General features: G+C 69.4%; 16 protein-coding genes. 14 read left to right on the plus strand and 2 right to left on the minus strand.

The genetic code is table 11. The features are described 5' to 3' along the window. Nucleotide 1: 1 nt before the first annotated feature. The 5 genes from EPD65_RS03860 to EPD65_RS03880 all read left to right on the plus strand — a co-directional run bounded on the left by EPD65_RS03860 (nt 2) and on the right by EPD65_RS03880 (nt 9,588). Nucleotides 2-562: a hypothetical protein gene (locus tag EPD65_RS03860; protein WP_131581848.1), complete on the plus strand. Its 561-nt coding sequence runs from the start codon at nt 2-4 to the stop codon at nt 560-562. Continuing rightward, complete coding sequence (locus EPD65_RS03865) at nt 559-1,377, plus strand: J domain-containing protein (protein WP_131581849.1); 819 nt, start codon at nt 559-561, stop codon at nt 1,375-1,377. The genes EPD65_RS03860 and EPD65_RS03865 overlap by 4 nt, the downstream gene beginning before the upstream one ends. Before the next feature lie 188 nt (nt 1,378-1,565). Continuing rightward, nucleotides 1,566-5,039 carry a DNA-directed RNA polymerase subunit beta gene (rpoB, locus tag EPD65_RS03870; RefSeq protein ID WP_131581850.1) on the plus strand — a complete coding sequence of 1,158 codons (3,474 nt, stop codon included), beginning with the start codon at nt 1,566-1,568 and terminating at the stop codon, nt 5,037-5,039. 95 nt (nt 5,040-5,134) lie between these two features. Beyond that, nucleotides 5,135-8,989, plus strand: coding sequence for a DNA-directed RNA polymerase subunit beta' (locus EPD65_RS03875; protein ID WP_131581851.1), 3,855 nt, complete (start codon nt 5,135-5,137; stop codon nt 8,987-8,989). A gap of 95 nt (nt 8,990-9,084) precedes the next feature. After that, nucleotides 9,085-9,588, plus strand: a complete 504-nt coding sequence (locus EPD65_RS03880) for a DUF4232 domain-containing protein (protein ID WP_165872865.1) — start codon at nt 9,085-9,087, stop codon at nt 9,586-9,588. A 22-nt stretch (nt 9,589-9,610) separates the two neighbouring features. On the opposite strand, the gene EPD65_RS03885 is transcribed toward EPD65_RS03880, so the two are convergent. After that, nucleotides 9,611-10,117 (minus strand): hypothetical protein, encoded by a 507-nt coding sequence (locus EPD65_RS03885; RefSeq protein ID WP_131581853.1) that lies wholly within the window; start codon nt 10,115-10,117, stop codon nt 9,611-9,613. Nucleotides 10,118-10,195: 78 nt separating this feature from the next. Here EPD65_RS03885 and EPD65_RS03890 point away from each other — a divergent pair, with 78 nt between their 5' ends. From EPD65_RS03890 to EPD65_RS03920, 7 genes are all read left to right on the plus strand, one after another. After that, the gene (locus EPD65_RS03890; protein ID WP_131581854.1) at nt 10,196-11,227 is read left to right on the plus strand and encodes an acyltransferase family protein; all 1,032 of its coding nucleotides are present in this window, start codon (nt 10,196-10,198) and stop codon (nt 11,225-11,227) included. A 10-nt stretch (nt 11,228-11,237) separates the two neighbouring features. After that, nucleotides 11,238-12,122, plus strand: coding sequence for an NUDIX domain-containing protein (locus EPD65_RS03895; protein ID WP_131581855.1), 885 nt, complete (start codon nt 11,238-11,240; stop codon nt 12,120-12,122). Then, nucleotides 12,122-14,923 (plus strand): FAD-binding and (Fe-S)-binding domain-containing protein, encoded by a 2,802-nt coding sequence (locus EPD65_RS03900; RefSeq protein ID WP_131581856.1) that lies wholly within the window; start codon nt 12,122-12,124, stop codon nt 14,921-14,923. Before EPD65_RS03895 ends, EPD65_RS03900 begins: the two co-directional genes overlap by 1 nt. 176 nt (nt 14,924-15,099) lie before the next feature. Further along, nucleotides 15,100-16,338 (plus strand): class I SAM-dependent methyltransferase, encoded by a 1,239-nt coding sequence (locus EPD65_RS03905; RefSeq protein WP_131581857.1) that lies wholly within the window; start codon nt 15,100-15,102, stop codon nt 16,336-16,338. Beyond that, nucleotides 16,331-17,341, plus strand: coding sequence for a hypothetical protein (locus EPD65_RS03910; RefSeq protein WP_131581858.1), 1,011 nt, complete (start codon nt 16,331-16,333; stop codon nt 17,339-17,341). The genes EPD65_RS03905 and EPD65_RS03910 overlap by 8 nt, the downstream gene beginning before the upstream one ends. 56 nt (nt 17,342-17,397) lie before the next feature. Then, nucleotides 17,398-18,483, plus strand: a complete 1,086-nt coding sequence (locus EPD65_RS03915; protein WP_131581859.1) for an alpha/beta fold hydrolase — start codon at nt 17,398-17,400, stop codon at nt 18,481-18,483. Nucleotides 18,484-18,491: 8 nt separating this feature from the next. Then, entirely contained in the window at nt 18,492-18,986 is a 495-nt protein-coding gene (locus EPD65_RS03920; protein ID WP_207891394.1) for a macro domain-containing protein, read from the plus strand. Nucleotides 18,987-19,072: 86 nt separating this feature from the next. Here EPD65_RS03920 and serC read toward each other — a convergent pair whose 3' ends face one another. After that, nucleotides 19,073-20,191, minus strand: coding sequence for a phosphoserine transaminase (serC, locus tag EPD65_RS03925; RefSeq protein WP_131581861.1), 1,119 nt, complete (start codon nt 20,189-20,191; stop codon nt 19,073-19,075). Between the two features lie 72 nt (nt 20,192-20,263). Between serC and EPD65_RS03930 the strand changes: the two genes are divergently transcribed. Then, the gene (locus EPD65_RS03930; RefSeq protein ID WP_131581956.1) at nt 20,264-20,737 is read left to right on the plus strand and encodes a GNAT family N-acetyltransferase; all 474 of its coding nucleotides are present in this window, start codon (nt 20,264-20,266) and stop codon (nt 20,735-20,737) included. Then, nucleotides 20,734-21,372, plus strand: coding sequence for a DedA family protein (locus EPD65_RS03935; protein ID WP_207891395.1), 639 nt, complete (start codon nt 20,734-20,736; stop codon nt 21,370-21,372). Before EPD65_RS03930 ends, EPD65_RS03935 begins: the two co-directional genes overlap by 4 nt. The last annotated feature ends 11 nt before the right edge of the window (nt 21,373-21,383 follow it).

The following is a 21,383-nucleotide window of genomic DNA, read 5'->3' on the forward strand; positions in this document are numbered from 1 at the left end:
GATGACGCTCGAGCACGGCGCTGCCGCGCGCCCGGGACGACGGATCCTCTTCGTCGCCCTCTGCCTCGCCCTTGCAGCGGCGCTCGCCGTGCTGGTGGTCCGGTCACTCAACGCGCGTGACACCGAGCAGGCGGCGGGTGGCGGCCACGGCTCCGCCACCGAGCGCGCTGCCGTCCTCGCGGTCGCCGACGAGTTCGCCAAGGAGATCGACACCTACGGCGCGTCGGACCTGGACGCCAAGGGTGCGATGCCGGACTACCGCAAGCGGATCAGCGCGATCCTCACCACGAAGTTCCGCACCGCGTTCGACCAGGAGGTCGAGCTCGCCGAGAAGGCGGTCGCCCAGACCCGCATCGAAGTGGCCTCGCGGCTCGACGCCTCGGGTGTCGTGTCCATCGACGGCGACCGGGCGACGGTCCTCGCTGCGTGGGAGCGCACGGCGAGCTATCCGAAGACGACCCCGGGGGCGCCCGTGCTCAAGCGTGCCTCGATCACGCTCGTGAAGGTCGAGGGGCACTGGCTCGTCGACGACTTCACCACGGTCACGGGGGAGGGCCAGTGAGCACCATCGACCTGTACGCCGTGCTCGGCGTCGATGCGCACGCGTCCGTCGACGAGATCCGTGCCGCGTGGAAGCGATCCGTCGCGGACCTGGATCCCACGGATCCCAAGCTGAACGTCTTCAACCAGGCCGGGGCCGTCCTGCTGGATCCGGCCCGCCGGGAGAAGTACGACGCGGAGGTCGCTGCTGCCTCAGCGGCGACCGATGCCGACGCGGGTGCTGCCCCTGTGGCCGAGACGAAGCCGGCGCCGCCGACGTCCGCGCCGGTCTCCGCCCCGGAGGCGGTTGCCAAGGCGCCTGCTGCTGCCCGCGAGGTGCCCACTGGTCTGCTCGCCGTCGTCGGCGTCCTCCTCGTGGCAGCGGTGCTGGCCGCGATCTTCGCGGCGGGCCCGATCGGCCGGGCACTGCCAGACCGCGGCGTGCCGGCCTCCGAGCAGCGCCTCGGCGACGCGGTCACGGCCGCGGAGAAGGCAGCCGTGCCGGTGCTGTCGTACGACTACCGGCACATGGCCCAGGACGAGAAGGCGGCCACGGCGCAGATGACGCCGGACTTCGCGAAGAAGTTCGAGAGCCTCTTCGCGTTGATCGAGCAGAACGCCCCCGCCACCCAGTCGGTGGTGGCCGTCCAGGTCGTCGGCTCGGCCGTGGCCGACAGCACCGCCAAGACGGTCGATGTCCTTCTCTTCGTGAACCGCCCGACGACGAAGAAGGGGCAGGCGGATCCCGTTGTGTACAAGGACTTCGTCACCTTCACGATGAAGGCGAGCGACGGTCACTGGCTGGTCGACTCGCTCAAGGCAACGCCCGCTGCTTGACCCCGGCCCGTCCGGCGTTCATCATCGTCGTACCTTCCCGATTTCCTTCGGTTGAGGGTTTGAGACGCGTGCGCGCGTGAGGTAGGCTGCTTCTTTGCGTCTGCCCTCATATGCATCCGGCCTGCACGGTGGCTGGTTTGTGGTCGGTTGACGCCGCCAAATCACGCGTTCCCTCAGAAGGACACCTCTTGGCCGCGCGCAGCTCCGCTGGTAACCCCCGTCGCATCTCCTTCGCGAAGATCACCGAACCTCTCGAGGTCCCGCAGCTCCTCGCCCTCCAGACTGACAGTTTCGACTGGCTGGTGGGCAACGAGAAGTGGCAGGCCGTCGTGCAGCGTCGTCTCGACGCTGGCGAGGACGTCTCCACGAAGTCGGGTCTGACCGAGATCTTCGAGGAGATCTCCCCGATCGAGGACTTCTCCGAGACGATGTCGCTCTCGTTCGAGAACCCGGTCTTCTACGACCCCAAGTACACCGTGGAGGAGTGCAAGGAGAAGGACTTCACCTACTCCGCGCCGCTCTACGTCTCGGCTGAGTTCACCAACAACGAGACCGGTGAGATCAAGGGCCAGACCGTCTTCATGGGCGAGTTCCCGCTCATGACCGACAAGGGCACCTTCGTCATCAACGGCACCGAGCGTGTCGTCGTCTCGCAGCTCGTCCGCTCGCCGGGTGTCTACTTCGAGCGCACCGCCGACAAGACGTCCGACAAGGACATCTACACGGCCAAGGTCATCCCGTCGCGTGGCGCCTGGCTCGAGTTCGAGATCGACAAGCGCGACATGGTCGGCGTTCGCCTCGACCGCAAGCGCAAGCAGAACGTCACCGTGCTGCTCAAGGCCCTCGGCTGGACCAACGAGCAGATCCGTGAAGAGTTCGGCCAGTACGAGTCGATGATGCTCACCCTGGAGAAGGACAACACCCAGGGCGAGGACGACGCGCTCCTCGACATCTACCGCAAGCTGCGTCCCGGCGAGCCGCCGACGCGTGAGGCTGCGCAGACGCTGCTGAACAACTACTACTTCAACAGCAAGCGCTACGACCTGGCCAAGGTCGGTCGCTACAAGATCAACAAGAAGCTCGGCGCGCACGAGGCGTTCGACCAGCAGACGCTGACCATCGACGACATCGTGGCGACCATCCGTTACGTCGTGGCGCTGCACGCCGGCGAGACCGAGCTCCCGAGCACGAGCGACGCTGCGGACGCCGTCCCGACCCCGGTCGCGGCTGACGACATCGACCACTTCGGCAACCGTCGCATGCGCACGGTCGGCGAGCTCATCCAGAACCAGCTCCGCACGGGTCTTGCCCGCATGGAGCGCGTGGTCCGTGAGCGGATGACGACGCAGGACGTCGAGGCGATCACGCCGCAGTCCCTGATCAACATCCGCCCGGTCGTTGCGGCGCTGAAGGAGTTCTTCGGCACCTCGCAGCTCTCGCAGTTCATGGACCAGACCAACCCGATCGCGGGCCTGACGCACAAGCGTCGTCTCTCCGCGCTCGGCCCGGGTGGTCTCTCCCGTGACCGCGCCGGCATGGAGGTCCGCGACGTCCACCCGTCGCACTACGGCCGCATGTGCCCGATCGAGACGCCGGAAGGCCCGAACATCGGTCTGATCGGCTCGCTCGCGTCGTTCGGTCGGATCAACCCGTTCGGCTTCGTCGAGACGCCGTACCGTCGCGTCGTCAACGGTGTCGTCACGGACCAGATCGACTACCTCACGGCTGACGACGAGGACCGTTACGTCATCGCGCAGGCCAACGCCGTGCTCGACGCCAACGGTGCCTTCGCCGAGGAGCGCGTGCTCGTCCGTCTGCGTCAGGGTGAGGTCGCCGAGATCCTGCCTGAGGACGTCGACTACATGGACGTCTCGCCGCGCCAGATGGTGTCGGTCGCGACCGCGCTGATCCCGTTCCTCGAGCACGACGACGCCAACCGTGCCCTCATGGGCGCCAACATGCAGCGTCAGGCCGTCCCGCTCATCAAGAGCGACAGCCCGATCGTCGGCACCGGCATGGAGTTCCGTGCCGCCGTCGACGCCGGTGACGTTGTTGTCGCTTCCAAGGCCGGTGTCGTCAAGGACGTCTCTGCCGACCTCGTCGAGGTCATGAACGACGACGGCACGTACTCGTCGTACCGCATGGCGAAGTTCAAGCGCTCCAACCAGGGCACCTGCATCAACCAGCGCCCGCTGGTGAGCGAGGGTGACCGCCTCGAGGTCGGTTCGCCGATCGCCGACGGTCCCTGCACCGACAACGCCGAGATGGCGCTGGGCTCCAACCTCCTCGTCGCCTTCATGACGTGGCAGGGTCACAACTACGAGGACGCGATCATCCTGTCGCAGCGCCTCGTCCAGGAGGACGTCCTCACCTCGATCCACATCGAGGAGCACGAGGTCGACGCCCGTGACACCAAGCTCGGCCCCGAGGAGATCACGCGGGACATCCCGAACGTCTCCGAGGAGGGTCTGGCCGACCTCGACGAGCGCGGCATCATCCGCATCGGCGCCGAGGTCACCACCGGTGACATCCTCGTCGGCAAGGTCACGCCCAAGGGCGAGACCGAGCTGACCCCGGAGGAGCGCCTGCTCCGCGCGATCTTCGGTGAGAAGGCGCGCGAGGTCCGCGACACCTCGATGAAGGTTCCGCACGGTGAGTCCGGCACGGTCATCGGCGTTCGCGTCTTCGACCGTGAGGACGGCGACGAGCTGCCGCCGGGCGTCAACCAGCTGGTCCGTGTCTACGTGGCCCAGAAGCGCAAGATCTCCGTGGGTGACAAGCTCGCCGGCCGTCACGGCAACAAGGGCGTCATCGCGAAGATCCTGCCGGTCGAGGACATGCCGTTCATGGAGGACGGCACCCCGGTCGACGTGATCCTCAACCCGCTCGGTGTTCCGCGTCGTATGAACATCGGCCAGATCCTCGAGCTCCACCTCGGTTGGCTCGGCAAGCAGGGTTGGCACATCGACGCCGACCTGCGGGACGAGGAGTGGGCCAAGCGGCTCATCGAGATCGGTGCCGACGAGGCTGCCCCGGGCACGAAGGTCGCCACGCCGGTCTTCGACGGTGCGCGCGAGGACGAGATCATCGGCCTGCTCGGCCAGACCACCCCGACCCGTGACGGCGTTCGCCTGATCGACGGCACCGGCAAGGCCCGGCTGTTCGACGGTCGCTCCGGCGAGCCGTTCCCGGAGCCGGTCTCGGTCGGTTACAAGTACATCCTCAAGCTGCACCACCTCGTGGACGACAAGATCCACGCCCGCAGCACGGGTCCGTACTCGATGATCACCCAGCAGCCGCTCGGCGGTAAGGCCCAGTTCGGTGGCCAGCGCTTCGGTGAGATGGAGGTCTGGGCGATGGAGGCGTACGGCGCCGCCTACGCCCTCCAGGAGCTCCTCACCATCAAGTCCGATGACGTCCCGGGCCGCGTGAAGGTCTACGAGGCGATCGTGAAGGGCGAGAACATCCCCGACTCGGGTATCCCGGAGTCGTTCAAGGTTCTCGTCAAGGAGATGCAGTCGCTCTGCCTCAACGTGGAGGTCCTCTCGCAGGACGGCTCCATGATCGAGCTGCGCGACGCGGACGAGGACGTGTTCCGGGCCGCGGAGGAGCTGGGCATCGACCTGTCCCGCCGCGAGAACCCGAGCGTCGAAGAAGTCTGAGCGTGACGGTGGTACGCCGGCCTGACCGGTCGGCGTACCGCCTCCCTCGGTCCATCATCTTTTTTCTTCAGAACTAACGAAGGACAGCAGCCAAAGTGCTCGACGTTAACTTCTTCGACCAGCTCAAGATCGGCCTGGCCACCGCGGACGAGATCCGCGGATGGAGCCACGGCGAGGTCAAGAAGCCGGAAACCATCAACTACCGCACGCTCAAGCCCGAGCGTGACGGCCTCTTCTGCGAGAAGATCTTCGGTCCCACCCGGGACTGGGAGTGCTACTGCGGCAAGTACAAGCGCGTGCGCTTCAAGGGCATCATCTGCGAGCGCTGCGGCGTCGAGGTGACCCGCTCGAAGGTTCGTCGCGAGCGCATGGGCCACATCGAGCTTGCCGCTCCCGTGACCCACATCTGGTACTTCAAGGGCGTCCCGTCGCGCCTTGGCTACCTGCTCGACCTCGCCCCGAAGGACCTCGAGAAGGTCATCTACTTCGCGGCCTACATGATCACGTCGGTCGACGAGGACGCGCGTCACCGCGACCTGTCCTCGCTCGAGGGCAAGGTGGACCTGGAGCGCAAGCGCCTCGAGGGCCGCCGCGACACCTCCATCGACGACCGCGCGAAGAAGTACGAGGAGGACCTGGCCGCACTTGAGGCCGAGGGTGCCAAGTCGGACGTCAAGCGCAAGGTCAAGGACGCCGCCGAGCGCGAGATGAAGCAGCTGCGCGACCGCTCGCAGCGCGAGATCGACCGCCTCGACGAGGTGTGGACCCGCTTCAAGAACCTCAAGGTCCAGGACCTCGAGGGCGACGAGCTGCTCTACCGCGAGATGAAGAACTGGTTCGGCAAGTACTTCGAGGGCCACATGGGCGCTGCGGCGATCCAGAAGCGCCTCCAGGACTTCGACATCGAGGGTGAGGTCGAGTCGCTGCGCGAGACGATCGCCACCGGCAAGGGCCAGCGCAAGGTTCGCGCGCTCAAGCGCCTCAAGGTCGTCGACGCCTTCCGCAAGACCGGCAACCAGCCGATCGGCATGGTCCTCGACGCCGTCCCGGTCATCCCGCCGGACCTCCGCCCGATGGTGCAGCTGGACGGTGGCCGCTTCGCGACCTCCGACCTCAACGACCTGTACCGCCGCGTGATCAACCGCAACAACCGACTCAAGCGACTGCTCGACCTCGGTGCGCCGGAGATCATCGTCAACAACGAGAAGCGCATGCTTCAGGAGGCCGTCGACTCGCTGTTCGACAACGGCCGTCGTGGTCGCCCGGTCACGGGTCCGGGCAACCGCCCGCTGAAGTCGCTCTCCGACATGCTCAAGGGCAAGCAGGGTCGCTTCCGTCAGAACCTCCTCGGCAAGCGCGTCGACTACTCGGGTCGTTCGGTCATCGTCTCCGGCCCGCAGCTGCGCCTGCACCAGTGCGGTCTGCCCAAGCAGATGGCGCTGGAGCTCTTCAAGCCGTTCGTGATGAAGCGCCTCGTGGACCTGTCCCACGCGCAGAACATCAAGTCGGCCAAGCGCATGGTCGAGCGTGCTCGCCCGGTTGTGTGGGACGTCCTCGAAGAGGTCATCACCGAGCACCCGGTCCTGCTCAACCGTGCGCCTACGCTCCACCGCCTGGGTATCCAGGCGTTCGAGCCGCAGCTCATCGAGGGCAAGGCCATCCAGCTCCACCCGCTCGTCTGCTCGGCGTTCAACGCTGACTTCGATGGTGACCAGATGGCCGTCCACCTGCCGCTCTCCGCGGAGGCGCAGGCCGAGGCCCGCATCCTGATGCTGTCGACGAACAACATCCTGAAGCCGTCGGACGGTCGCCCCGTGACCATGCCGACCCAGGACATGATCATCGGCCTGTTCTTCCTCACCACGGACCGTCAGGGTCCGGGCGAGGGTCGCGTCTTCTCCTCGCCGGCCGAGGCCATCATGGCCTTCGACCGCAAGGAGATCTCGCTGCAGAGCAAGGTCAAGATCCGCCTGACCGGTGTTGTCCCGCCGCTTGGCTCGGAGATCGAGGGCGACACGTTCCTCCTCGAGACCACGCTGGGTCGCGTCATCTTCAACGACGCCCTGCCGAACGACTACCCGTACGTCAACTACGAGGTGGGCAAGAAGCAGCTCGGCGCGATCGTCAACGACCTCGCGGAGCGCTACACCAAGGTCGAGGTCGCTGCCTCGCTCGACGCCCTCAAGGACAACGGCTTCCACTGGTCGACCCGCTCGGGTGTCACGGTCTCCATCGAGGACGTCGTGACGCCGGCCAACAAGCCGGAGATCCTCGCCGGCTACGAGGCGCAGGCCGCGAAGGTCCAGAAGCAGTTCGAGCGTGGTCTCGTCACCGACGAGGAGCGTCGTCAGGAGCTCATCGAGATCTGGACGCAGGCTTCCAACGAGGTCGCGAAGGCCATGGAGGTCAACTTCGACAAGGCCAACCCGATCTTCATGATGGTCGACTCGGGTGCTTCCGGAAACATGATGCAGATCCGTCAGGTCGCCGCCATGCGTGGCCTCGTGGCGAACCCGAAGGGCGACATCATCCCGCGCCCGATCAAGTCGAACTTCCGCGAGGGCCTGTCCGTTCTCGAGTACTTCATCTCCACCCACGGTGCCCGCAAGGGTCTCGCCGACACCGCGCTGCGTACCGCCGACTCGGGTTACCTGACCCGTCGTCTGGTGGACGTCTCGCAGGACGTCATCATCCGTGAGGAGGACTGCGGCACCGAGCGTGGTCTGCCGAAGAAGATCGGCGTCCAGACCGACAACGGTGTGGTCAAGCACGAGCACGTCGAGGTTGCCGCGTACGCCCGTACGTCGGCCGTCGACGTGGCCGACCCGGCCTCCGGCGAGCTTCTCGTCGCGGCCGGCGAGGACCTGGGTGACGTCAAGATCGGCCAGCTGGTCGAGGCGGGCATCACCGAGCTCAAGGTCCGCTCCGTCCTCACCTGTGAGGCAAAGACGGGTACCTGTGCCAAGTGCTACGGCCGTTCGCTCGCGACCGGCAAGCTCGTCGACATCGGTGAGGCGGTCGGCATCATCGCCGCCCAGTCCATCGGTGAGCCGGGCACGCAGCTCACCATGCGTACCTTCCACACCGGTGGTGTGGCCTCCGCAGACGACATCACGCAGGGTCTTCCCCGCGTCGTGGAGCTCTTCGAGGCCCGCTCGCCCAAGGGCCGTTCGCCGATCGCCGAGGCCGCTGGTCGCATCGAGATCGACGAGTCGGACAAGGCGCGCAAGATCCTGCTCACCCCGGACGACGGTTCCGAGGTCCAGGAGTACCCCGTCTCCAAGCGCTCGCGTCTGCTCGTCGCCGACGGCCAGCACGTCGAGGTCGGTCAGAAGCTGATCGTCGGTACGGAGGACCCGCAGGACGTCCTGCGCATCCTCGGTATCCGCAAGGCGCAGGAGCACCTCGTGGACCAGGTCCAGAGCGTGTACCGGTCGCAGGGTGTGTCGATCCACGACAAGCACATCGAGATCATCGTGCGCCAGATGCTCCGTCGCGTGACAGTCATCGAGTCCGGCGACACGAACCTGCTGCCGTCCGACCTGGTCGACCGCACGCTCTTCGAGACCGAGAACCGCCGCGTCGTCTCCGAGGGTGGCAAGCCCGCCTCGGGTCGTCCGGTGCTCATGGGTATCACGAAGGCGTCGCTCGCGACCGAGTCGTGGCTCTCCGCGGCCTCCTTCCAGGAGACCACCCGCGTCCTCACCGACGCGGCGATCAACGGTCGTTCGGACTCCCTGCTGGGTCTGAAGGAGAACGTGATCATCGGAAAGCTGATCCCGGCCGGTACGGGTCTGGAGCGTTACCGCAACATCCGTGTGGAGCCGACCGAGGAGGCCCGCGCCGCGGCGTACTCCGTCACCGGTTACGACTCCTACGACTACGACTTCGGCACGGGTGGCCAGGTCGTCGCGGTGGACGACTTCGACTTCGGGTCCTACCAGAACTGAGTCAGACCGAAGGCCCCGGCCGCGCCTCGTGCGCGGACCGGGGCCTTCGGGCATTTCGGGTGCAACCGGGCGTCGTTCCCATGCGTCGTACAAGCATGACCAGGATTTCCGCTCTCGTGATCGCCGCCCTCGCGGCGACCGGCGTGGCCGTCGTGCCCGCCGCCACCACGGCCGCCGCGTCAGTGCCGGCCTGCCACGCCGCCGATGTCGCCGTCCACTACCGGGCCACGGACAGCGGTGCCGGTCACCGCTACGGGCGGATCGTCATGAAGAACACCAGCACCCACGCCTGTACGTCGGGCGGTTTCGGCGGGCTCTCGTACGTCGGGGACGGTGACGGGACACAGATCGGCGCAGCCGCCGACCGCGAGGGCACCTGGCAAGCGTTCACGCTGCAGCCCGGGCAGCGCGCCTACAGCCCTGTCGACGAGGTGGTGGCGCAGAACTACCCGAAGGCGACGTGCCGTCCGGCCGCTGTGGACGGCTTCCGGGTCTACATCCCGAACGCGACACGATCGAAGTTCGTGGCGCACGCGACCACCGGGTGCCGCAACGCCGCGGTGCACCTGATCTCGCACAAGGCCTTCCGCCGCTTCTGAGGCGTCGGGCCGGGGGAGTGCGTCAGGGGGCCTGCAGCGCCTCGCGAAGCGAGACGGCGGATCCTCGTGCCCCGAGAGCCGCCTGCACCTTCTGCAGCTGGGTGGCGTTGGGGACGACGTGGACCCAGATCAGCAGCTCGGTGAGGACGGCGCCGACGAGGATGACCGCGATGCCGCCCTGGCTGATCACGAACGCCAGCACGATGGAGACGATCAGCACCGCGTCGACGAGCGAGAAGCGGAGCATCGTCAGCACCTGGAAGCGCGCTGCGGCGGTAGTGCGCGCCTCGTCAGCGGGAAGCGCCGGGTCGAGGGCCTCGGTGCGGTAGCCGATGGCGGACACGAGCAGGACCGCGACGCCAGCCAGGGCCAGCGGCGCCGCGAGGGCCCAGAGCGGTGGCTCGAAGCGGTGCGCCTGCGATCCCAGCACCATCCAGAGCGCGAGGAGGACGAACGCCGGAGCGGCCGCGAGGCTAAGGGAGAGGATCCGGAGCGACTGCCACGTGGCCGTGGACGAGGGGTTCGGCATGGTGCCAGTCTGGCGTGTGACCGGTCTCCCGTCGGCTCTGTCCGGGCCGTGTCTGCGTGATCGGCTACGGTCGTGGCGATGACTCGGGATCCATGGCTCGACAACCTGAAGATGACGCTGGTGACGCTGGTGGTCATCGGGCACGCCCTGACGATGATGCCCAAGGAGCCGATCACCGAGCGGATCTACGACTTCGTCTACTACTGGCACATGCCGGCGTTCGTGCTGGTCAGCGGCTATCTCTCGCGGAGCTTCACGTGGTCGCGCAAGAACCTGACCAACCTGGTCACCGGCATCGCGCTGCCGTACGTGATCTTCGAGGGGCTGCTGGCGCTGTTCCGGATCAAGGTGGGGCACGAGACCGGCATCCACGACGTCTGGCTCAACCCGCACTGGCCGATGTGGTACCTCGCGGCACTCTTCCAGTGGCGGTTGATCACGCCGATTCTGAAGCGGCACTGGATCGCGTTGCCGCTGAGCGTCGTGGCGTCGCTGTGGTTCGGCACCGAGGGGTCGGCGTTCTTCGACCTCAACCGGACGATCGGGATGCTCCCGTTCTTCACCATCGGCCTCTACCTCCACGACGCCCACCCGAAGGTGCTCGAGTTCCTCCGGCGCAGCCACGGCCGTGAGGTCGGGGCAGGTCTGCTGGTCGGCATCTTCGTGCTCGCCGCCTGGACCGATGACTGGACCTCGACGAGCTGGCTCTACTACTCCGACGCGTACGCCGACTTCGGCGTCTCCCCGACGGAGGGGATCTGGATCCGCGCCGGTCTGCTCCTGATCGCGACGGCCGGTGCGTTCGGCATCCTGATGGTGGTGCCGCGGCAGGACTCGTGGTTCGCCCGGATGGGCTCCGCGTCGCTCGTGGTCTATCTCTTCCACGGCTTCGTCGTCCGGGCCGCGATGTACGCCGGGTACCCCGAGTGGGCGCACGAGCATGGCGCGTGGACGATGTGGCCGACGATCCTCGGCGCCATCGCTCTCTCGCTGCTCCTCGCGTCGCGGCCGGTCGCAGGCCGGCTGATCTGGATCGCAGACCCCGTGGGTTCGTGGCGCCGCCACCTGCGCGCGCGGCGCGCCGACGTCGATGCAGCCCCAGCGGCCTAGGATCGGGGCCATGGGACGACTGCCGCAGCGCCAGCGCGTCGCCGCGTACGCCGTGATCATCCGGGACGGCCGGATCCTGCTGTCGCGTCTCGCTGCCCGGGTGACGAAGGACGAGCTCTGGACCCTGCCCGGAGGCGGGATCGAGCACGGCGAGGATCCCCGGGACGCGGTGATCCGCGAGATCGTGGAGGAGACCGGCCTGACCGCGACGGTCTCCCGCGAGGCGCGGGTCTACTCCATGCACAACCGGCGCGCGCGTTTCGGCAAGGGCAACGCCGACTACCACGCGCTGCGGATCGTCTTCGAGGGCTGGGTGGCCGCTGACGCACCGAGCCCGCGCGTGGTCGAGGTCGACGGCTCCACGGACGAGGCAGCCTGGCTGCCTCTCGCGGACGTGCTGTCCGGCGCCGTGCCGACGACCTCCCTTGTCCTCGAGGCGCTGCGCGATCACGAGCACAACCGCCACCAGCGCGTCGCGGCGTACGCGGTCATCCGTCGGGGTGGCGAGGTCCTCCTGACCCGGTTGTCCGGGAAGGCGCACCTGCCGGGCGTCTGGACGTTGCCGGGTGGCGGCATCGAGCACGGGGAGCGCCCCGCTGTCGGTCTGGCGCGTGAGGTCGCGGAGGAGTGCGGTGTCGCCTGCGACGTCGGCGCCCTGCTCGACGTGCACGACGTGCACCTCGTCGGCACGGCGCCCGACGGTCGGACGCAGGACTACCACGGGGTCCACCTGATCTATGCGGGCACGGTGGGGCCCGACGCCGTCCCGCGTGTGGTCGAGGTCGACGGCACCACCGACGCGGTCGAGTGGGTCGCCGTCGCGGACGTGACCGAGGGACGCCGCGAGGTGCTCGACGTCGTACGCCACGCGCTGAGCCTGGCCGTCACGGGCTGATGGCCGACGCGCGGGAGCTCGTCGCCGCGCTCCGGCGCGCGGGAGTCGCAGGCGCCTCGGCGTCGGTGCTCGACCGTGCGCTCTACGCCTCCGACGCCTCGCTCTACCGGGTGGTGCCCGAGGCGGTGGCGAAGCCGCGCTCGCGCGAGGAGCTCCTGGCCTGTCTGGGGGTGGCGCGCGAGGTCGGCGTGCCGCTGACGATGCGCGGAGCGGGTACGTCGATCGCAGGCAACGCCGTGGGCCACGGGCTGGTGGTCGACACCTCGCGCCTGGACAGGGTGCTGGCGATCTCTCCGGAGCAACGGACCGCTGTCGTCGAGCCCGGCGTCGTGCACGCATCGCTCCAGGCGGCTGCCGCCCTGCACGGGCTGCGGTTCGGGCCGGACCCGTCGACGCACAGCCGCTGCACGATCGGCGGCATGGTCGGCAACAACGCCTGCGGCTCGCGGGCGCTGGGCTTCGGGCGAACGTCGGACAACGTCTCCGGGCTGGAGGCGGCCTTCGGCAACGGCTCGGTCGAGACGCTGGGGGAGGGGGCGGCTGGTGCGACGGCCGCTCGCCTGGCCGAGCTGGGCGCCGCGTCGCTCGGGCCGATCCGGACGCAGTTCGGGCACTTCGCGCGGCAGGGGAGCGGCTACGCGCTGGAGCACCTGCTGCCCGAGCGACTGGCTCCGCACCGGCTGCTGGTCGGGTCGGAGGGCACGCTCGGCGTCGTCCTCTCCGCGACCGTGTCGCTCGTCGAGGAGCCGGCCGCGCGGGCCGTGCTGCTGATCGGCTACCCGACCATGGCGGAGGCCGCGGACGCCGTGCCGGCGGTGCTGGCGTCCTCGGACGGCTTCCTCGCACTCGAAGGCCTCGACGCGCGCATCGTCGACGTCGTCCGGGTCCGCGGCGGCGCCGTGCCCGAGATGCCGCGAGGGGGCGGATGGCTCATGGCCGAGCTGACCGCTGCTTCCGCCGACGAGGCGGTCGCGCGGGCCACGCGGGTCGCCGCGACCGCGGGCGGGCTCGGCCACCGGATCGTGACCGACCACGCCGAGCAGCTGCGGTTGTGGCAGATCCGCGAGGACGGCGCCGGGCTGGCCGGACGCTCGCTCGGGCGCCCGGCGTACTCGGGATGGGAGGACGCCGCGGTCCCGCCGGAGAGGCTGGGTGCCTGGCTGCGTCAGTTCGACGAGCTGCTGGTGGCGCACGGCCTGCAGGGTGTGCCGTACGGGCACTTCGGCGACGGCTGCGTGCACGCGCGGATCGACTTCACCTTCGACGACGGCGGGGCGCGCTTCCGGAGCTTCCTGACCGAGGCGGCGACGGCCGTGGCCGCGCTCGGCGGGTCGCTCTCGGGTGAGCACGGCGACGGCCGGGCGCGGTCGGAGCTCCTGCCACTGATGTACGACGATGCCGCGCTCGCGCTGTTTGCGCAGGTCAAGCGGATCTGCGACCCCGACAACCTGCTCAACCCCGGCGTCCTGGTCGACCCGGCCCCGCTCGACGCGGACCTGCGACCGGCCCGGTCCGTGGCGCCGGTCCGGACCCGGCTGCAGCTCGGAGAGACGCTGGGGGAGGCGGCGCATCGCTGCACCGGCGTCGGGAAGTGCGTCGCCCCCGCAGCCGGCGGCGTCATGTGCCCGTCGTGGCGGGCGACGCGCGACGAGAAGGACTCCACCCGCGGTCGGGCCCGGGTGCTGCAGGAAGCCCTCGACGGATCCCTCGTCGCCGGCCTCGATGACCCGGCCGTCCACGAGGCGCTCGACCTCTGCCTGGCCTGCAAGGGCTGCAGCAGCGACTGTCCCGCCGGCGTCGACATGGCGGCGTACAAGGTGGAGGCGCTCCAGCAGCAGTACGCCGGATGGCGCACCGCACGCCGTCCGCGCGAGCACCGCACCCTCGGGTGGCTCCCGCGGTGGGCGCGTCTGACGCCACCGGTGCTCGCCAACCGGGTGCTCGACCGGCCGGTGCTCGGCCGGCTCGTCGCCCGGGCCGCCGGTGTGGATACACGACGCTCGCTGCCCCGGTTTGCGGCGACGAGACTCCGCGATCTCGTCGAAACCCGGGTCTCGACGCGCCACAACCCGGGTCTCGAGGCGGCAAAACCCGGGTCTCGGCGGGTGTGGATCTGGGCGGACACGTTCACGGACCGGTTCACCCCGGAGGCAGGCCTCGCCGCTCTCCGCCTTCTCGACGACGCTGGTCTCGACGCGCGGGTGATCCCGGCCGATGCCTGTTGTGGCCTCACCTGGCTGGCGACCGGCCAGGTCGACGGCGCCCGCCGCGCGATCGCGCGAGCTGTCGAGCGGCTGCACCCCTACGTGACCAGCGGGGTGCCCGTGATCGGGCTCGAGCCGAGCTGTCTGGCCACCCTCCGCGACGACGCGGAGCGGGTCGTGCCGGGAGAGCGGACCACTGCCGTCGCCCACGGGATCAGCACGCTCGCCGAGCTGCTCGCGACCCTCGAAGGCTGGCGACCGCGGGACCTGACCGGCGTCGAGATCGTTGCCCAGCCGCACTGCCACCACAGCTCGGTGCTGGGCTGGTCCGCCGACGAGGCCCTGCTCCGGCAGGCCGGTGCGACCGTCACCCGGGTCGACGGCTGCTGCGGCCTGGCCGGCAGCTTCGGCGTGACGCCGGAGCACCACGACGTGAGCGTCGCGATCGCGGAGACGGGGTTGTTGCCGGCGGTCCGCGCGGCGGGACCGGGCGCCGTCGTGCTGGCTGACGGGTTCTCCTGTCGCTACCAGCTCGACGACCTCGCGGGGGTCCGTGCGCTGCACCTCGCGGAGCTGCTCGCCGGCCAGAACCCGTGACTCGACGCGCCAAAACCCGGGTTTCGACGCGCCAAAACCCGGGTTTCGGGGCGCGAAAACCCGGGTCTCGGCGGGCAATAGGATGAGCGCATGCATCCCCGTTACCGCCGTCTGGTCATTCCCGCGCTCCTCACCGGGCTGATCCTGATCGCGGTCGTCGCCAAGTTCGTCAACTGATGTCCGAGCCGCTCCTCCGCGCACAGATGCGGGTGCGCACGCTCCTCCTCGACGGGGAGCAGATGGTCCGGGCCGTCGCGTCCGGGCGCCAGCGCGGCACCGAGCCCGCCTGGCGCCGCGCCGAGCTGCGCTACGTCGACCTCAAGGCCGGCCGCCACCTCCAGATCACGACGTACGACGCGACGCAGGCGCACACCGCCAACCACGCGGTCGGTGATGCCGCGCGTGACGCCGTCGATGCCCTGCTCGAGGTCCCGTTCGGCAACTGGCACGTCGAGACGCTCACCGAACAGCACCAGATGCGGGTGACGAAGAAGCACGAGGCGTTGATCCACACGACCGCGCGGGCCACGCCGGTCGACGCGGCCCAGGTCGTCCGCGGGCACGACAAGCCCAAGGAGCGCCTGCTGGCCGAGGACCACCCGGTGCTCGTCGAGCTCGGCATCTCGGACAGCCAGGGTCGGATCAAGCCCAGCCGGCAGGCGAAGTACCGCCAGGTCGAGGAGTTCGTCCGTCTGCTCGATGCCAGCGTCACCGACGCGATCAAGTCCGGCAGCCTCCGGCGGCCGACGAAGGACGACCCGCTGCGGATCGTCGACCTCGGCTGCGGCAACGCCTACCTGACCTTCGCTGCCCAGGCCCACCTCGGCGCCACGCTGCCCGTCCACCTCACCGGCGTCGACGTGAAGCAGCAGTCCCGCGACCACAACAGCGCTGTCGCCGAGCGGCTCGGCCTCGACATGGACTTCGTGGTCGGCACGATCGCCGCGGCCGAGCTGCCGCAGGCGCCCGACGTGGTGCTCGCGCTGCACGCGTGCGACACCGCCACCGACGAGGCCCTCGCACGGGCCAGCGAGTGGCAGGCCGCGCTCGTCCTCGCGGCGCCGTGCTGCCACCACGACATCGCGGCGCAGCTGCGCAAGGCCCGCACCCCGTCGCCGTACGCCATGCTGACGCGGCACGGCATCCTCCGCGAGCGCTTCGCCGACACGCTGACCGACGCCGTTCGCGCCGCGATCCTGCGACTGCTCGGCTACCGCGTCGACGTGGTCGAATTCGTCGAGTCGGAGCACACCCCGCGCAACACGCTCCTGCGTGCGGTGCGCACCGGCGGCGTCGTCAAGGGCGGCTCGGTCCGCAAGGAGTACGACGAGCTCGTCGACACGTGGGCGATCCGCCCCCACCTGGCTGTGCTGACCGGCATCGCCTCGACGGAGGGCGTCACGCTCGATGCGTAGCCTCCTCGTGGCCGCGCTGGTGGCGGCACCGTTCGCCCTCGGCGCTGCCGTCGCGGCGCCTGCGGACGACACCGCTGTGGGCCATGAGGTCACCCGCTTCACCGATCCCGACATCATCGAGTCGTCGGGCCTCGTCGTGCTCGGCGACGATCTCGCGGTCACGATGAACGACTCCGGCGACACCGCGCGCGTCTTCACCGTCGACCTCGCGACCGGCGACACCGTCGGCGTCACGCACTTCGACGGCGCGGCCCACGACCTCGAGTCCCTCGCGCCTGCCGACGCCGACCACGTCTGGGTCGGCGACACCGGCGACAACGGCAAGGACCGCCCCGACATCACGGTGACCAAGGTGCCGGTCGGCCGCGGCGATCGCACGGTCGAGGGCGAGACCTTCCACCTGACCTATCCCGACGGCCCGCACGATGCGGAGACCCTGCTCGCTCAGCCGCGCACGGGTCGCCTGTTCGTGGTCAGCAAGAGCCCCCTCGGTGGCGCCGTCTATGCCGCGCCGGCACACCTGAGCGCCACGGGCACCAACATCCTGGTCAAGGTCGCCTCCGCGCCGGCGCTCGCCACCGACGGGTCGTTCCTGCCGGACGGCCGGCACGTCCTCGTGCGCAACTACTTCAAGGCCACCGTCCTGACCTTCCCGGGCTGGCAGGCGGTCGCCGACTTCACCCTTCCGCAGCAGCAACAGGGCGAGGGACTCGGCGTACGCGCGGACGGCACGGTCTTCCTCTCGTCCGAGGGCGCTGACCAGCCGGTGCTGCGCATCGACCTGCCGGCGTCCGCCCGGGCCGCGCTCGCAGCGAAGCCAGTCGCTCCGACCAGCGGCCCGACGACTGCCGCGTCGTCCCCGAGCGCGGCGCCCACCCCGTCGTCTCGCCCGGCAACCACACAGCACGACTCCGGCTCCGGTGGAGGCGTCTGGGTGCTGGCCCTCTTCGGCGCGCTCGGCCTGCTGCTGCTCAGCGGCATCGTGAAGCTGCTCCGCGGCTGATCTCGCTGCACGTCGGATCGGTTACATCAGACCGGTCGGGGGAGTAGGTTGCGGGCGTGAGCAACACCCCCGCCCTCTTCAGCCCGAAGCGCACTCTCGAGCAGCGTCGTCAGGCCGTCACGAACCTCTGGGACTTCCTCGTGCGCGGCGGCATCGCCGACCTGTCCCGGACGCCGGGCGAGGTCATCGACACCGGCCGCCTGCGGCGCCTCACGCGCTACACGCCCAAGCCGGGCATCCCGCAGGTCGAGGGCCCCGTCCTGCTCGTGCCGCCGCTCGGCGCGCAGTCGCTCTGCTTCGACCTGCGCCAGGGCTGCTCGCTGGCCGAGCACCTCGTGCTGACCGGCCGCCAGGCCTATCTCGTCGACTACGACGAGGTGCATGCCAGCAACGACAAGACGGTCGGCATCGAGTTCTGGATCAACGACGTCATCCCGTCCGCGATCCGCCGGGTCTCCGAGGAGCACGGTGGCGCGAAGGTCAACCTCATCGGCTGGTCGCTGGGTGGCCTCATCGCCACCGGCACGGTCGCCACGCACCCGGAGCTCCCGGTCAACACCGTGACGGTCTTCGGCAGCCCCTTCGACATGTCGAAGGTCCCGCTCCTGATGCCGTTCCGGATGATCGGCAAGGCCACGGGCGGCCGGATCCTCGGCACCGGCATCAAGGCGATCGGCTCGATCCCGTCGCCGATCGTCAGCCTGGGCTTCAAGGCGACCGCCATCCCGACGTACCTGCGCAAGCCGATGAAGATCTGGAGCCGTCGCGACGACCGCGACTTCCTCGGCCAGATCCAGGCCGTCGACGCGCTGATGAACAACATGCTGGCTTACCCGGGCAAGGCGACGCTGCAGGTCTACCTGCAGATGGCGATGCGCAACGAGGTGGCGACCGGCAAGGTCCAGGGCCCCAACAAGCTGGTCGACTTCGCCGACGTGCACGTGCCCGTGCTCGCCGTGGCCGGCACCGCCGACGTGCTGGCGCCCATCCCCGCGGTGCACCACGCTGCAGAGATCCTCACGGGCAGCCCGGAGGTGCGTCTCGTGACGGCGCCCGGCGGCCACCTCGGCCTCCTGACCGGCACGTCTGCCGCGACGACGAGCTGGAAAGAGCTCGACGCCTTCCTCAACGACTACAACTGAGGTACGCCGTGCGCGTCGGTGTCCTCCGCGGCGACATCACCACGGAGCACGTCGACGCGATCGTCAACGCTGCCAACAGCCGCATGCGTGGCGGCGGTGGCGTTGACGGCGCGATCCACCGCGCGGGCGGGCCTGCCGTGCTGGCCGACTGCGTCGCGCGCTTCCCGGACGGCCTGGCGACCGGCGATGCCGGCTGGACCGTCGCGGGTGACCTGCCCGCGCGCTGGGTGATCCACACCGTCGGGCCGGACCGTCATGCCGGCCAGACGGATCGGGCCCAGCTCGTCTCCTGCTACCGGCGGTGTCTCGAGGTGGCCGATGACCTCGGAGCGCTCACCGTGGCTTTCCCGCTCGTCGGTGCCGGGGTCTACGGCTGGACCGTCGAGGAGTCGGCAGGGGCTGCACTCGAGGCCTTCGCGGCCACGTCGACCCGGGTCGAGGAGGCGCGCTTCGTGGCGTTCAGCGACGCGGCGTACGACGTGGTGGCGGGGCTCCTCGCCTGACGTCCCCTAGAGCCGGCCGCGCAGAAATGACATCGGGCCCGCCACCTCGCGGTGACGGGCCCGACGTACGGCAGGTCAGGAGACGATCAGAGCGCGCCCACGACGAAGTCGATGGACTTCGTCAGCAGCTCGATGTCGCTGGCGTCGATCGCCGGGTACATCGCGATGCGCAGCTGGTTGCGGCCGAGCTTGCGGTAGGGCTCGGTGTCGACGATGCCGTTGGCGCGCAGGACCTTGGCAACGGCAGCAGCGTCGATGTCGTCGTTGAAGTCGATCGTGCCGATGACGAGCGAGCGCTCGTCGGCCTTCTCGACGTAGCAGGACGTGTTGGCACCGGCGTCAGCCCAGCCGTAGAGGGCGTTGGAGGAGGCGGTGGTGCGCTCGACCATGCCCTTCAGGCCGCCGTTGGCGTTCATCCAGTCCAGCTGCTCGGCCATCAGGAAGAACGTCGCGATGGCGGGCGTGTTGTAGGTCTGGTTGAGGCGCGAGTTGTCGATCGCGGTCTGCAGGTCGAAGAACGCCGGGATGTGACGACCCGACTCCTTGATCTCCGCGACGCGGGCGATCGCCTTCGGGGACATCAGCGCGAACCAGATGCCGCCGTCCGAGGCGAAGCACTTCTGCGGGGCGAAGTAGTAGACGTCGACCTCGTTGAGGTCGACCGGCAGGCCGCCGGCGCCCGAGGTGGCGTCGATGAGGACGAGCGCGTCGTCCGCAGCACCGGCGGGGCGCACGACCGGCGCCATGACGGCGGTCGAGGTCTCGTTGTGCGCCCAGGCGTAGACGTCCACGCCCTCCTCGGCGACCGCGACGGGGCGGGTGCCGGGCTCGGACTTGATGATCGACGGCTCGGCGAGCCACGGGGCGTCCTTGGCGGCGGTGGCGAACTTCGAGGAGAACTCACCGAACGTGAGGTGCTGCGACTTCTCGCGGATCAGGCCGAAGGTGGCGATGTCCCAGAACGCCGTGGCGCCGCCGTTGCCGAAGACGACCTCGTAGCCCTCGGGCAGGTCGAAGAAGGTGGCGAGGCCCTCACGGACGCGGCCGACGGTGTTCTTCACGGCGGCCTGGCGGTGCGAGGTGCCCATCAGGGAGGTGCCCGTCGCGGCCAGCGCGTCGAGCGCGCCGGGGGCGATCTTCGAGGGGCCGGCGCCGAAGCGGCCGTCCTTGGGGAGCAGGTCAGCGGGGATCTGGATCTCGGTCACGGCGAGAGCCTTTCACGAATGTGGTTGTCGCGGCACCTGACCCCGTTGTCAGGGTCCTATTGTGACAGCGTGATGGAGATCGTCCGGGTTCCGTATGACCATCCGGACGCCATCACCCTGATGGACCGGGTGCAGCAGATCTACACCGAGCGCTACGGGGGTCCGGACGCGTCGCCGATGGACCCTGCCGAGTTCGCTCCGCCCGCGGGTGAGTTCTTCCTCGGTTTCCTCGACGGAGCTGCTGTCGCGACGGGCGCCTGGCGCCACGTCGGCCTCGACCGGCTCGGCTCGACGGCTACCGCCGAGGTGAAGCGGATGTACGTCGTCGAGGACATGCAACGCCGTGGCCTGGCCCGGCTGATGCTCGCCCGCCTCGAGCAGGCGGCTGCGGCAGCGGGCCACGACGTCCTCGTGCTGAGCACCGGCTCGATGCAGCCCGAGGCGATCGCGCTCTACGAGTCCTCGGGCTATGCGCCGGTCCCCGGCTGGGGCGTGTACGCCGACCACCCCGGCGCCTTCTTCTTCGGCAAGGCGATCGCGTCGTGACGGGCATCGTCGGCGACCTCGCCGACTGGATGCTCCACCTCGACCCGCTCTGGGTCCTGCTCGTGGTCGCGCTGCTGGTCTTCGCCGAGGACGCCTTCTTCCTCGGCTTCGCCATCCCGGGGGAGACGGCAGCGGTCATCGCGGGTGTGGCAACCGCGCTCGACCACGTCTCCCTCCCCGTGGCGATCGTGGTGGTCGTGGTGGCCGCGATCCTCGGCGACAGCGTGGGCTACGAGGTCGGGAAGCACTTCCTCGGGCCCAAGGTGCTGGGCCGGCCGTTCCTGGACCGCCACCGGCACCGGATCGAGGGGGCGCAGCGGCTGATCCGCCGACGTGGCGGCCTGGCGGTCTTCATCGGCCGCTGGACGGCGCTGCTGCGCGCGATGATGCCGGCGCTCGCCGGGGCGTCCCACATGCGCTACCGCACCTTCGTGATCTGGAACGGCATCGGTGGCATCGCCTGGGGTGTCACGTTCGTGATGCTCGGGCACGTCGCAGGCACGTCGTACCACCAGATCGAGAAGCGGGCCGGGCACTGGGTGGCGATCGGCTTCGGCGTCATCGTCGTGCTCGGCGTACTCCTCTGGCACCTGCGCCGGAAGGCAGCCGAGCGCGCGGAGGAGCGCGTCACATGACGAAGGGCCGG

Source organism: Nocardioides jejuensis (genome assembly GCF_004337475.1).
In the GTDB taxonomy this organism is placed as follows: domain Bacteria; phylum Actinomycetota; class Actinomycetes; order Propionibacteriales; family Nocardioidaceae; genus Nocardioides; species Nocardioides jejuensis.